Source organism: Streptomyces rhizosphaerihabitans (assembly GCF_025399795.1).
Taxonomy (GTDB): domain Bacteria; phylum Actinomycetota; class Actinomycetes; order Streptomycetales; family Streptomycetaceae; genus Streptomyces; species Streptomyces rhizosphaerihabitans.
This window is the reverse complement of sequence record NZ_JAODTZ010000008.1, coordinates 183,150-196,439: the sequence shown is the minus strand read 5'-3', so window position 1 is coordinate 196,439 and position 13,290 is coordinate 183,150. Positions and strand designations below refer to the sequence as shown.

11 protein-coding genes and 1 tRNA gene are annotated in these 13,290 nt (G+C 71.4%); 3 read left to right on the top strand and 9 right to left on the bottom strand.

Annotated features, from left to right (window positions below; genetic code table 11):
* Positions 1-189: 189 nt before the first annotated feature.
* The 6 genes from N4G66_RS10955 to N4G66_RS10930 form a co-directional block, all read right to left on the bottom strand.
* Complete coding sequence (locus N4G66_RS10955) at positions 190-1,356, bottom strand: lipid-transfer protein (protein WP_261703820.1); 1,167 nt, start codon at positions 1,354-1,356, stop codon at positions 190-192.
* Positions 1,353-1,811: a MaoC/PaaZ C-terminal domain-containing protein gene (locus N4G66_RS10950; RefSeq protein ID WP_261703819.1), complete on the bottom strand. Its 459-nt coding sequence runs from the start codon at positions 1,809-1,811 to the stop codon at positions 1,353-1,355. The genes N4G66_RS10955 and N4G66_RS10950 overlap by 4 nt, the downstream gene beginning before the upstream one ends.
* Positions 1,808-3,085: an acyl-CoA dehydrogenase family protein gene (locus tag N4G66_RS10945; protein WP_261703818.1), complete on the bottom strand. Its 1,278-nt coding sequence runs from the start codon at positions 3,083-3,085 to the stop codon at positions 1,808-1,810. The genes N4G66_RS10950 and N4G66_RS10945 overlap by 4 nt, the downstream gene beginning before the upstream one ends.
* A 1-nt stretch (position 3,086) precedes the next feature.
* On the bottom strand, positions 3,087-4,103 hold the full coding sequence (locus N4G66_RS10940; RefSeq protein WP_261703880.1) for a bifunctional MaoC family dehydratase N-terminal/OB-fold nucleic acid binding domain-containing protein: 1,017 nt from the start codon (positions 4,101-4,103) through the stop codon (positions 3,087-3,089).
* Between the two features lie 182 nt (positions 4,104-4,285).
* Entirely contained in the window at positions 4,286-5,488 is a 1,203-nt protein-coding gene (locus N4G66_RS10935) for an acyl-CoA dehydrogenase family protein (RefSeq protein ID WP_261703817.1), read from the bottom strand.
* Between the two features lie 315 nt (positions 5,489-5,803).
* The gene (locus tag N4G66_RS10930) at positions 5,804-6,115 is read right to left on the bottom strand and encodes a hypothetical protein (protein ID WP_261703816.1); all 312 of its coding nucleotides are present in this window, start codon (positions 6,113-6,115) and stop codon (positions 5,804-5,806) included.
* 371 nt (positions 6,116-6,486) lie between these two features.
* Here N4G66_RS10930 and N4G66_RS10925 point away from each other — a divergent pair, with 371 nt between their 5' ends.
* Both N4G66_RS10925 and N4G66_RS10920 read left to right on the top strand, forming a co-directional pair.
* Complete coding sequence (locus tag N4G66_RS10925) at positions 6,487-7,368, top strand: bifunctional DNA primase/polymerase (protein ID WP_261703815.1); 882 nt, start codon at positions 6,487-6,489, stop codon at positions 7,366-7,368.
* A 493-nt stretch (positions 7,369-7,861) separates the two neighbouring features.
* Entirely contained in the window at positions 7,862-9,142 is a 1,281-nt protein-coding gene (locus N4G66_RS10920; protein ID WP_261703814.1) for a hypothetical protein, read from the top strand.
* Positions 9,143-9,231: 89 nt separating this feature from the next.
* On the opposite strand, the gene N4G66_RS45865 is transcribed toward N4G66_RS10920, so the two are convergent.
* Both N4G66_RS45865 and N4G66_RS10915 read right to left on the bottom strand, forming a co-directional pair.
* Complete coding sequence (locus N4G66_RS45865) at positions 9,232-9,771, bottom strand: IS3 family transposase (protein ID WP_391858793.1); 540 nt, start codon at positions 9,769-9,771, stop codon at positions 9,232-9,234.
* Positions 9,772-9,910: 139 nt separating this feature from the next.
* Positions 9,911-9,995, bottom strand: a tRNA-Ser gene (locus N4G66_RS10915).
* Positions 9,996-10,553: 558 nt separating this feature from the next.
* Here N4G66_RS10915 and N4G66_RS10910 point away from each other — a divergent pair.
* Positions 10,554-11,375 carry a DUF2637 domain-containing protein gene (locus N4G66_RS10910; RefSeq protein ID WP_261703813.1) on the top strand — a complete coding sequence of 274 codons (822 nt, stop codon included), beginning with the start codon at positions 10,554-10,556 and terminating at the stop codon, positions 11,373-11,375.
* Positions 11,376-11,548: 173 nt separating this feature from the next.
* Here the strand turns inward: N4G66_RS10910 and N4G66_RS10905 are convergent, their stop codons facing one another.
* Positions 11,549-13,039 carry a S1C family serine protease gene (locus tag N4G66_RS10905; RefSeq protein ID WP_261703812.1) on the bottom strand — a complete coding sequence of 497 codons (1,491 nt, stop codon included), beginning with the start codon at positions 13,037-13,039 and terminating at the stop codon, positions 11,549-11,551.
* Positions 13,040-13,290 lie beyond the last annotated feature (251 nt).

Sequence of the window (13,290 nt, the reverse complement as noted above, 5' to 3'; positions counted from 1 at the left end):
ACCCCTGAGAGACGACCGTCGGGGGAGCACTCGGGAGAGCGGGACGCGGGAGCGACATGCGGGGGAAGCGCCCGGGTGCGGTACTTCCGGAAGTACGGGCTGCGGTACTTCGGGGAGTACGGGGTGCGGTACGCCCGGGGAAGCCCGCCCGGGGGCGCATGCGGGACACCCGGGGGTGGGACGAGGGTCTCATCCATCGGCCCCGAGGATCAGGCCCGACGTGGGAACCCCGGTCCCCGCGGTCACCAGGACGCGCCCGGCGCCCGGTATCTGGTTCACGGACGTGCCCCGCAGCTGCCTTACGCCCTCCGCTATTCCGTTCATCCCGTGCAGATACGCCTCCCCGAGCTGTCCCCCGTGCGTGTTCAGCGGCAGCCGCTCCTCGGCGACGAAGTCCGCGGCCTCCCCCGGCTTGCAGAAGCCGAACTCCTCCAGCTGCATGAGCACGAACGGCGTGAAGTGGTCGTACAGGATCCCCACGTCGATCTCCGCCGGGCTCGTCCCCGCCGTCCGCCACAGCTGCCGGGCCACCACGCCCATCTCCGGAAGCCCCGTCAGCTCGTCCCGGTAGAAGCTGGTCATCTGTTCCTGCGCCCGGCCCGCGCCCTGGGCGGCGGCCGTGATCACCGCCGGGGGGTGCGGCAGATCGCGGGCCCGCTCCACGGAGGTGACCACCAGTGCCTGGCCGCCGTCGGTCTCCTGGCAGCAGTCCAGCAGCCGCAGCGGCTCCACGATCCACCGCGAGGCCGCGTGCTCGGCGAGCGTGATCGGTCTGCCGTGGAAGTACGCCGCCGGGTTGGTCGCCGCGTACTTCCGGTCCACCACCGCGACGTGCCCGAACGCCTCGGGTGTCAGCCCGTAGGTGTGCAGATACCGCTGGGCAGCCATCGCCACCCAGGAGGCCGGGGTGAGCAGCCCGAACGGCAGGGCCCAGCCGAGCGCAGCGCCCTCCGCCGACGGCTCCCGCCGCTGCACGCCCGAACCGAATCTGCGGCCCGACCGCTCGTTGAACGCCCGGTAGCAGACCACGACTTCGGCCACCCCGGTGGCCACCGCGAGCGCCGCCTGCTGGACGGTCGCGCAGGCCGCCCCGCCGCCGTAGTGGATGCGCGAGAAGAACGACAGCTCCCCCATCCCGGCCGCCTGCGCGACGGTGATCTCCGGACTGGTGTCCATCGTGAACGTCACCATCCCGTCCACGTCCGCCGGCGTCAGCCCCGCGTCGTCGAGCGCGGAGCGCACGGCCTCCACCGCGAGCCGCAGCTCACTGCGCCCCGAGTCCTTGGAGAACTCGGTGGCTCCGATGCCGACGATCGCCGCCCGCCCGCCGAGACCGTCCCGCTTGCGCACGCTCATGCGACACCGCCTTCGGACGGCGCGGCGACGGGGACGGTGACGGTGACGGGAGGAGAAGCGGGCACCGCTTCCGGAGTCGGGAGCGTCACCGTCACCGTGCCCGTGACGTGCCGGCCGATGCCGTTGGCGCCGAGGATCCTCACCACGGCCGTGCCGCCGTCGACCTCCTCGATCGCACCGGTCAACACCATGGTGTCTCCAGGGTGGTTGGGGGCGCCCAGCCGTATCGCCACCTTGCGCAGCACGGCGGCCGGGCCGAAGTGGTCGGTCACGTAGCGCCCGACCAGGCCGTTGGTCGTCAGGATGTTCATGAAGATGTCCGGCGAGCCCTTCGCCCTGGCCAGATCCGCGTCGTGATGCACGTCCTGGTAGTCCCGTGAGGCGATCGCCCCGGCGACGATCAGTGTGCGGGTGATCTCGATCTCCAGCGGCGGCAGTACGTCGCCCACCCTCATGTCTCCACCTCCCGGTTCGCGATCAACTCCCCCAACTCCTGCAGTACTTCGCCCCCGCATCCCAGATACGCGTCCAGCTGCCGGCCCCACAGGAAGTGCCGGTGCACGGGGTGTTCGAGGTCGGCGCCCGCCCCGCCGTGCAGATGCTGGCCCGTGTGCACCACCCGCTGCCCGGCCTCGGACGCCCACCAGGCAGCCGTCAGGGCGTGCGTCGCCCAGGGCAGCCCCTGGTCGCGTCGCCATGCCGCCTCGTACGCCGTCACCCGGATCGCCTCGGTGTCCATGTACGCGTCGGCGGCCCGCAGTTGGACGCCCTGCTTGGCTGCGAGCGGCCGCCCGAACTGCTCGCGCGCGTTCGTATGCTCCACCGCCCGCGCAAGCGACCCCGCACACACCCCGGCCTGGAGTCCGGCGAAGGCGGTACGGGCGGTGGCCAGCAGGTCGTCGTAGGCCCCAGCGGTGCCGAGTGCCTCGCCCGGCGTCCCGTCCAGCGTCAGGCGCCCAGCCGCCCAGGGCGCCGTCAGCTCGACCGGCTCGCTCACCGCCGCCTCCGCGGTGCGCACCAGCCAGAGCCGGCGCCGGTCGTCGGCCACGAGCACATGGGTGGCGTCGCGCAGCCAGGGCACGACGGGGACGACCCCGGTCAGCGCCCCGGGCACCGACTCCCGCGTCACCGGGGCCTGCGCCCGCACGGGTCCGGAAGCGGAGCCCGAGCCTGAGCCGGGGCCCGACGTGGAGGCGGAGCCGGAGCCGGGGACGGCGCCCGAGCCGGATATCGCGCCGGAGGCGGGTCCCGGCGCAGAGTCCGACCCGGAACCGGAGCCGGAGGCGGGGCCGGAGGCGGGTCCCGGCGCAGAGTCCGACCCGGAACCGGAGCCGGAGGCGGAGCCGGAACCCGAGCGGAGGCCCGAGCCGGAGCCCGGGCCCGATATCGCGCCGACCACCACCACCGTCCCGTCGGCGATCCCCGGCAGCAGCCGCTCGCGCTGCTCGGGCGAACCGTGTGCCGCCACCGCGAGCAGTCCGTACACGCAGCTCGACGCGAACGGCACCTGCGCCGTGGTGCGCCCCTGCTCCTCCAGCAGCAGGACGAGACCGAGGAGCCCGATGTCCTCGACCGCCGCCACCAGCCCGGCGGCGCACAACTCCTTCCACAGTCCGGCGTCACTGCCCGTCCCGGCCGCGGTGAGCCGCTCGTGGGTCGAGAGATCGCCGAAGATCCGCGCGGCCAGGTCCCGGGCGGCCGCCTGTTCCTCGGTGGGCGTGAAGTCCATGTCAGCTCCCCTCACCCGGGCGACCGGCGGAAGAGGCGGCCGGGCGGACGGAACCGTCGCGCGGTCGCGCGGCCGAGCGGCCGGGGTCGTCGCCGCCGGGGTCGCCCTCGGCCCTGAAGACCGGCAACTCCAACTCCTCGTCGTACCGCTGGAATTCGAGCCGCACGGGCATCCCGATCCGCACCTTGTCGTGCGGCACGCCCACCACGTTGCTCACGATCCGCACGCCTTCGGTGAGCTCGATCAGTGCGACGGCGTAGGGAGGGTCGAAGGCCGGGAACGGCGGATGATGCATGACGACGTACGAATAGACGGTCCCCTCACCGCCCGACTCGACGGTGTCCCAGTCCAGGCAGCCGCACGCGCCGCACCCAGGCAGCCACGGGAATCTCAGCGTCCCGCACGCCGTGCAGCGCTGGATCAGCAGCCGGTGCCGCTCGACGCCCTCCCAGAACCCGGCGTTGTCCCGGTTGATCACCGGGCGCGGGCGCGAGGGCCCGCTCTTCGCCCCCGTCGGGCCTTTCGGATTCCGGTGCGCCGGAACGTACTTGAGGATGCGGAACCTGTGCGTCCCGGCGAGTTCACCCCCCGCCCGGATGTCCATCCGCGTCGTGAGGAAGTACCCCGTGCCCAGCTTGGTCGTCTTGCGGTCCGAGACCGACTCGATCACCGCGTCGAAGGTGATCTCGTCCCCGGGGCGCAGCGGGCGCAGATACTCCTGCTCGCAGTCGGTGGCGACCACCGAGGTGTATCCCGCGCCGTCGAGCAGCCGGAGCAGCTCGTCGTACGCCCCGGCACGGCCGGGGTGCCCGCCGAGGCCGCCCATCGTCCATGCCTGGAGCATGGTGGGCGGGGCCACGGCGTCCGGCCCGTCGTACGCGGGACTGGTGTCTCCCATCGCCTCGCACCAGTGCCGGATCATCGGCGCGTTGACCGGGTCCTTGCCGACGCCCCCGACGGTGGCCGCGCGTCCCTCGTACCCCTTCAGACGCACCGCCAGGTCGCCCCCGTCGCACACGCCGCCGTCAGGCACGAGGTCCTCGGGTACAGCGCCGTCAGGCACACCGCCGTCACCCGCCTCGACGTCCTCGCCCCCGTCGCGCACGCCGCCGTCAGGCACGAGGTCCTCGGGCACGGGCCCGTCACCCGCCGCGAAGCCCACGCCGCCCACGCCGCCCTCGCCGCCCGCTCCCCGGCCGCTCACCGCCGCCCCCTCCTCATGCCGAGCCGCATCGTCGCGACGATCTCCCGCTGCACCTCGCTCACCCCGCCCCCGAAGGTGTTGATCTGCGCCGCCCTGTTCATCCGCTCCAGCTCGCCGCCCCCGAACGCCCCCGGTGAACCGGAGCGGACCAGCACGTCCGTTCCCACGATGTGCTGGCACATCCGGTACACCGCGACCGCGGATTCGGTTCCCATGACCTTCACTCCGCTGGCGTCTCCGGGGGCGGGCCCGCAGGCTCCCGCATCTCCCACCAGACGCCAGTTGAGCAGGCGGGATGCCGCGAGCCGGGCATGCACTTCGGCGAGCTGGAAACGCACCCACGGCTCGTCGACCCTGCGCCGCCCGGTCACCGGGTCGGGTGTACGGGCCGCCTCCAGCGCGGCCGCGTAGAAGTCCTCGGCCTGCATACCGATCGCGGCGAGGGCCACCCGCTCGTGGTTGAGCTGGCTGGTGATGAGTCCCCAGCCGCCGTTCTCCTCGCCGACCAGGTTTCCGGCCGGGACACGGATCCCGTCGTAGTAGGTCGCCGTGGTGGTCTGGCCGCCCACCGTCTCGATCGGTGTCCACGAGAAACCGGGAGCGTCGGTGGGGACGAGCAGGATCGAGATGCCCCGGTGTTTCGGCGCGTCCGGATCGGTCCGGCAGGCGAGCCAGATCCAGTCGGCGTTCTGGGCGTTGGACGTGAAGATCTTCTGCCCGTCGATCCGCCAGTGCCCGCCCTCGGCACCGGCCGGACCCGTGCTCCCCCCGGCCGCGGCCTCCCGGACGGCGCGGGTCCGCAGCGAGGCGAGGTCCGTACCGGCCGACGGTTCCGAGTACCCGATGGCGAAGACGAGGTCCCCGCTCAGGATGCGCGGCAGGAAGGAGTCCTTCTGCTCATCGCTGCCGTATCGCATGAGGGTCGGTCCGACGGTGTTCAGCGTGACCATGGAGATGGGCGCACCGGCCCGGTAGGCCTCGTCGAAGAAGACGAACTGCTCGTCCGCTCCGCGCCCCTGCCCCCCGTACTCGACCGGCCAGCCGAGCCCGAGCAGACCGTCGGCGCCGATGCGGCGCAGCAGTGCCCGCTGTCGTGCGGGGTCGTCGGCGGGCGGTGGCCCGTCCGGCATCAGATCCCGGAAGTACGTGCGGAGCTCGGCACGCAGCCTCTGCTGGCGCTCGGTGGGGGCGAGGTGCACGGCGGCGGCCCTCCCGGACCTCGTACGAACAAGGTTTTCTGACTGTCCGTCAGATACCGTTGCCTGTCAAGGTCACGGGCACCACCCCGAACCGCCCGCGCGCAACCGGTCCCGGCCACCCCTCCGACACCCGCCCCGCCGACACCTTCTGCTCACAGCACCCCGCGCGCGACACCCCTGACCGGATCGGCCCGACGCCCCCGAACGCGTCGGCGCGACGGGGCCGAAGCACCGTCGCGCAGACGTTGTGAAACCCAACAGAGCGCTACCCCACGCAGATGACCCCGGGCCGACGGAAGCGCACCGGCCCCCGGCTCACCAGAGCTTGACGAAGTTGACGAGGACGTTCTTGTCGCCTTGGTCGACGGCCGTGAACGCGGAACCCGTCACCTGGGCGGTATTGCTCTGATTCGAGGCCCCTGAGCCGACCGCCTGCTGTTGAGCGGTGGAGGAGTTGCCGCTGTTGTCGTGTCCGACCCCACTGCCGCTGACGGTCGCCACTCCCGCGTTCGATCCGGTGTCCGCGAAGGAGCCGTTGTCGGCTGCCGCGACTCCGGAGAAGAGGGCGACCGTCAGAGGCAGGGCCGCGACGGCGGCGAGGACACGAGCGCTACGGATGCTTGCCATGTGAATTCCTCCAGAACCGGTTGTACGCACCGGCGGTGAGCCGGGACGCACGGGAAATGCGGCTTGTTCCGAGGCGGTTGGCCGGCCACCTCGGCGTTGTCCACGACGTCGCGAGTCCAGAGTTGCCCACCGCATCACCACAAACCACCCTGGAAGCCGCGATTCCCCCTCAAGCGTGAGGACATGTCGATAAACCACCTTCACACCGACAAAGCCCCTGCTCAGCCGCCCGCCGACCGCTCAACCCCAAGCGCCGCAACAGCTGAAGCGTTCCGGCACATTTTCGGCCGATCTCGCCCATCACCCGCTCGGCACCCTCGCACCCCCGGAGAGCCCTTCCCTTTTTCGAACACCCGTACGAACATGGAGGCATGGCCACCACCGACCGGCGGGCCACCACTCTGGCCCTGGCCCACGCCCTGTCCGCAGCCGAACGCGGGCTGGCGGTGATCCCGCTGTCCCGTACGAAGCTCCCGGCCCTGCGCTCCCCCCACCGCGACGACCCCGATCCCCTCCCCTGCCACGGCGAATGCGGCCGCTTCGGGCACGGCGTGTACGACGCCTCGACCGAGCCCCGGCGCATTCGCGAACTGTTCGCCGCCGCCCCCTGGGCCACCGGCTACGGCATCGCCTGCGGACTGCACCCGCACCACCTCATCGGCGTCGACCTCGACACCAAATCCGATACGGACTCCTCGACCGCCCTGCGCGAACTGGCGCTGCGCCATCTCTTCACGATCCCGGACACGGTCGTCGTCCTGACCCCCAGCGGCGGCCGCCACCTGTGGCTGAGCGGACCACCGGACGTCGTCGTCCCCAACTCCGCCGGCCGGCTCGCCCCCGGCATCGACATCCGCGGCGCCGGCGGCTACCTCGTCGGCCCCGGCTCACGCACCGAACACGGCGTGTACGAGACGGCCCCCGGCACCGCCCGGCTCGCACCCGCGGCCTGCCCGCCCGAACTCCTGCGCCTTCTCCTGCCGCCGCCCGCGCCCCGCACGCACCACCCCACGCCCTCCGCGACCGACCGGCAGGGCCAGGGGCTGGTCCAGTTCGTCCTCGCCGCGCACGAGGGCCAGCGCAACACCCGCCTCTTCTGGGCCGCCTGCCGCGCCTACGAGAACGGCATCGGCCCCCAGCTGATCACCCCGCTCGTCCAGGCCGCCGTACGCACGGGCCTGACCGAACGAGAAGCCCGCTCGACGATCGCCTCCGCGGCACGGATGACGGCTCCTTCACCCCGGCAGCACTGAGGGCGACGCCGCCGTCCGCATCGCCGGGCGACAGGTGACACGGGTGACGGCCCCGATGAGCCGGTGACCGCTCCGGGCGGCGCGGGCGACGGCCGGGTCGCCGCCCCGCCGCCGCCCTCACCGGTCCGCGCATCCGCCGGCGCGCTCATCCCCCGACGCGCGGCGGTCGGTGACGGGCCTGCGGGACGATGCACACGTACGGGGTGACGCAAACCAGGTTTCATCACACGTACGGGTGAGCGTCGGGACCTGACGGCCGGGTATGGGGTCACTGGCCCGGGCCTGCAGAGGGCCTGGTCCGGTGACGGCCCGAGTGGCGAAAATGCCCGGTACAACGGCGTTTCCGGAAGGAAGTGGGGACACGAAACGCGTTTCCGGTCCTCATGGGTCAACAGCGTGTGCGTGTCTACACCGAAGCAAACGCCTTGATTGTTCAGAATGTGGCCAACTGCCCCATTTGAAACTTTGAAGTTTCCCTGCCGAGGAGCGTGGCATGCAGGTTCGCAGGTGGCTCCCAGGCCAACCCACCCACATCGGTCGGCACGACTGGCCGGACGAGGGCGACGACGGAACATACCTGCGGTTGCGTGCCGGCTCCATCGTGGTACTCGACCGGCAGGCCTGGCGGGTTCTGGAGATCAACGATTACACGGGCGCCTGGTGGCCGGAATCCTATGAGAAGGCATGGGGCGACCACGTGGAGTTGTGGTGGCACGCCAACGAACTGCGGCGGGCCAACAACCAAGCGGACAAACCGGCCCCCGAGCGCGCCGAGTTCTACAAGCGCCCGGTGGTCCTGGTCCTGCGCAGCGAGAACCTGCCCCGATCCACGCCGAAGCACTGGTGCGCTCCCGCCAGCCACGACTGGCAGGTCCTCCCGGAGCACTACGCCGTCTGCCGCGCCTGCGGCGAGCTGCCGCCCTGCCACCACGGGGAGTACCGCTGGGAAGGCGGTCCCCGCCAGCCGGAGCAGAACGGCGGCATCCCGCTCATGGTGCCGGAGGGCTGCTGCATGGGGTGCGCCGAGCCGATCAAGCCCCGGGGACGAACCGTGCAATTCCCGGGTCCGAACCTCTGGTACCCGGACCTGGGGGAGAACACCGCGGTCTTCCACACCCGCACCGCCTGCGCCGACCAGGTCGACTGCTATCGCATGCAGTGGCAGGCCCAGTACAGCCCCCGCGCCTCCACGCACTCCGCCACCTTGGCGTTCCCGGGTTTCGAACACTTCCTACTGCCCCGGACGCGTCGCGCGCCGGACCTGACCCCGCACGTCCAGCAGATCTCCCAGGGCTCATACTCCGCACAGTCCTCGCCGGTTCCGCCGTCCCGGCCCGAAGAGGAGGCACACGCCTCCCCGGTCAACGGCTCCGGCACCTTCCACCCCCCGTTCGACAGGTACCGGCGGGAGCCGGAGACCGGCGCGATGCCGGTCGGCCCGTCGGCATCTGCCGTCCCTGAGCCGGCACACCATCCGGCGCCCGCGGTTTCCCGCGCGCCCGCGGCAAACCCGGCCTTGCCGGTCCGGTCCGTCGCACCGGGGTCTCCTCCCCCGGCCGAGGCGTACGCGCCCGCTTCGCCTCCCCCTCCTGCCGAGAGCGCCGGGGCAGCCGGGGCAGCCGTCCAAGCGGCGCAGGAACTGGGCCTGTCGCTGGCAGGGCACCCGGCCTTCCACAACGCGGAACAGGCGGCCAGGGTGATCGAGGAACTCACCGCGGCGGTCCGGAACATCGCGCTCTGCCTGAACAACCCGGCTGCCCGCGAGCGCCCCTGACCCGCGTACGGAGGGCCGGGCGCGTGCTGCCCGCCGCAGCCGTCACGCCGTCACGATCCGGACTGCTTTCTTCGGTTTCGTCACGGCCGTCACGGGCCGACTCGGGGCACACCCGCGGGAAGCGGATGACAGCTCCCGCGGCACCGCAGCCGTGCCGGCCTCCCATCGGAACGCCCGGCACAAGGAGCGCGGTGCGCTCCTTGAAGGTCCTGTGGGACAGAACTCGTTCCAGGCTTCGGGGCACCCCACCGCTTGCCGAGGCCCGGCGGTACCACCGGGGCCACCACCCGGCGGGAGAACGCGTCGCGGACAGCGGAGAGCCGCAGTGGGCCCTCGCCGGTGGAGATCATCGTGAGGCCGGTGACCCACAACCGGTTCGGCGCCGGTGCGATGGAGTCCCTGCCGACCGGGTCCGGGGCGGGCGTGGCCTTCGGGTCCCGGCGTGTGAAGCCCGTGCGGCGCGGGCCGGTGCCCTCAAGATCGGCCTCCCGCATCAGGCGCTCGACCCGCTTGCGGCCCACGCGCGTGCCCTCGCGTCTCAGCACGGCACGCACGCGCCGCGAGCCGTGGATCCGCCGGACCCGGTGCGGATCTCCTCGATCCGCCCGGTCGGCCCGATGCCGTGGCACAGCCGTTCGTACGGCTGTCTCGGCCGGCCGCACCCGGCGGTGCGCTACGTACCGCGGGCGGCGGAGGCGAACCCCGTTGCGGCCGGCGCGCACGAGATCGGCCCCCGACCGATTCACCCGGTCAGGGGCCGTTCACCTGCGGTGGGTGTGGGATTTGAACCCACGGTGACTCGCGCCACGACGGTTTTCAAGACCGTTCCCTTAGGCCGCTCGGGCAACCCACCCCGCTCTCACCCGACTGCGGGTGGAGCGGCTACAGCGTACCCGGCTCCGGGCGCCTCGCGGAGGCACGGTCCGCACCGGATCCACCAGCGCTGATCCGGCTCACCGACGTCACTCGTGTCGTGCCGACAGCGCCCAGCCGTCAGCACGCGGGAACCCATCGCCCCGGGTACACGAAAAGCCGCTTTGGTGAATACTTCCGCCGCCTTGCGCTCACTCGATTGCCACACATCTGAAGGAGGGGGAGCGGCGTTAGCGGAATATGGCGAAAGCAGGTTCTCTCGCTCCACCCGTCTTCGGATCGACGGCACAGGGCCCGGCCGGGGCCCGTGCCGTCGCGGCCGGACGACACACATACACGCCCGCCGCCGCGTACACATCGTCCGACGCCTGCGGCACCTTGCACGGAGACGGCGCGCGCATCGAACTGTGGTGCACCGAGTCGCTGCTCGGCGATTTCCTGACGGTACTGGACACGGTTCAAGAGGAAATCAACCAGCAGTGGAACGGCCAAGGACGCTCCGGCCGCCACAGCCCTCACGTGACTGGGACGAATTTCCGTGAATGACGACTATCCGAATCTCTCCTTCGCCCGGTACGGACAACACCCCGGATACCCCACAGGGACGGTGGCCGGTCCGTACGGCGATCCCGTGGACCCCTCGCACGAGCAGGGCTGGGACCCGGTCGAGGAGCTCACCTACCTCCTGCAGGACGCCGCGGCGGCGGAGCAGGAGGTCATCGTGCCTCCACCGCGCAGCGAGCCGACGTACACCGACGAATTCGCCAGTGACCCGATGGACAACCTGGTCCAGCTCACTGCCGAGTTGCCGCCCATCCGGCGGTCCTCGACCGGACATCGGAAGGTACGGGTCCGCAATCCCCGCTTCAACTGGCTGCAGACCGTCAGCTTCGTGATCGCCGCACTCGCCGCCGCCACCGTGTCGATGGTGAGCGTCTTCAGCGGCATGGTGGCCTACACACCTCTGCAGCACATCGCGTCCAACGCGCAGAGCGGCACGGGACCTTGGTGGCCGCTGCTGGTCTACGGCCCCTGGATGGTGGCCTCGCTCTCCATCCTGAGAGCCGCCCTGCACCAGCGCCGGGCCGTGCACTCGTGGTACGTCGTCCTGCTGTTCTCCTCCGTCGCCATGATGTTCTGCGTGGCCGACGCCCACCAGACCATCACGGGTGTGGCCACGGCCGTCGTACCGGCCCTCGCGTCCTTAACCTGCTTCCAGCAGCTGATCCGTCAGATCACGCTGACCCGACCGCCGCGCCAGACCGTGTCCCGCCACCGGCAGCGCCCCTGCCCGGCGGCGTCTTCGGAGCGCGCCGAAGGCAAGAAGGGTCCGGCCGCCGCGAAGAAGCCTCGCGCTTGATTCGTCCCTGGGGTCTTCCCGCCGAGGCGGGACAGCCGGCACGCGGAAGGGGTGCCTCCCGTGGGAGACACCCCTTCCGGCCTGTACGTCCACTGACCTGCTTGGCTACTGCCCTACTGCCCTACTTGCCCGCCGACCCGTGGATCGACCTGATCCGGTCCAGGAGGGAAGGCTCAGTTGTCGCCCTCTCGGGAGCCGAGGGTGACGTCGACCGTGTGGGTCTTGCCGTCGCGCGTGTAGGTGAGCTGGACGGTGTCGCCGGGCTTGTGGGTCCAGATCGCGCCGATGAGGGTCGGGCCGCTGTCGATCACCATGCCGTCGAGCTTGGTGATGACGTCACCGGGCTTGAGACCCGCCTTGGCGGCGGGGCCGCCGGACTCGACCGCCGAAGAGCCGCTCGCGCCCTGCTGCGTGATCTTCGCGCCGCCCGTGCCGTCCTCCAGGGAGACCGACGCGCCGATCTTCGCGTACACCGGCTTGCCGCTCTGGATCAGCTGCTGGGCGACGTACTTGGCCTGGTTGATCGGGATCGCGAAGCCCAGGCCGATGGAACCGGACTGGCCGGCGCCGCCGAGACCACCGCTGGTCGACGACTGGATCGCCGAGTTGATGCCGATCACCGCGCCCGAGGAATCGAGCAGGGGACCGCCGGAGTTGCCCGGGTTGATCGAGGCGTCCGTCTGCAGGGCGCTCATGTACGAGGACTTGCTGCTGGCGCTGCCGTCGCTGGAGGCGACCGGACGGTTCTTCGCGCTGATGATGCCCGTGGTCACCGTGTTGGACAGACCGAAGGGCGCGCCGATCGCGATCGTCGAGTCGCCGACGGCCACCTTGTCGGAGTCGCCGAGGACGAGCGGCTTCAGGTCCGAGGGCGCGTTCTTCAGTTTGATGACCGCGACGTCGTACCCCTGCGCGTGGCCGACCACCTCGGCGTCGTACTTCTTGCCGCTCGGGAAGGTCGCGGTGAGCTTGCCGCCGTCGACCGCGTCCGCCACCACGTGGTTGTTGGTGAGGATGTGGCCCTGCTTGTCGAAGACGAAGCCGGTGCCGGTGCCGCCCTCACCGCTGGTGCTCTGGGCCTCGATGGTGACGGTGCTCGGCAGCGCGGTGGCGGCCACGTTCGCGACCGTGCCCGAGGCGCGCTTGACCTCGCCGCTGGTGCTCGGGGCGGAGACCGTCGTCGAGTCGGTGGAGTCGTCGTTGTTCTTGGCCAGCGAGTAGCCGATGCCGCCGCCCACACCGCCGGCGACCAGCGCGGCCACCAGGACCGCGGCGACCAGGCCGCCGCGCCCGTTCTTCGGCTTCGGCGCGGGCTGCTGGTAGGAGGAGCCCCAGCCGCCGGTTCCCGAACCGCCGCCGTCGGCGTACGAAGGGGTGGCGGGCGGCGGAGGCGGCCAGCCCGCCTCAGGGGCGGAGCCCTGGGTCGCGGCCTGTCCGTAAGGGTCGGCCCCCTGTCCGGCTCCGGCCGACGCGTACGCCGGCATGCCCGCGGGCGCCGACGCGTGCTCCGGTGCGCCGGGGATGCCGGGCACCGCGGGGATCGGAGCGGTCGGCGCGCCCCCCGCGTGCGAGGCGCCCTGCGCGGAGGCAGCGGGAGTTTCCACCGGCACGGGAGGTGCGGACGGGGCCGGGGGTACTGCAGTGCCCTCGTTCTCGGTGCTCACAGCTCTTCTCCTCGATCCACGGCTGTTGTTCTCGGTCGCACTCGGTCACGCCCACTCACACTCGTCGATGGCCCGGCGCGATTCAGCTGTGCATGTGCTTTTGTACGCCGACAGCTTTTCCCACAGGGCGTCAGGGCACCATAAGCGGTGGCTGTGCGTCCGAGGTCATCCTTTATAACGGACCTTTAAGACCAAAAGGAATGAACTGGGACGCATCTCACCTCACGCTCGCCCCGCGACGATGGCACCAT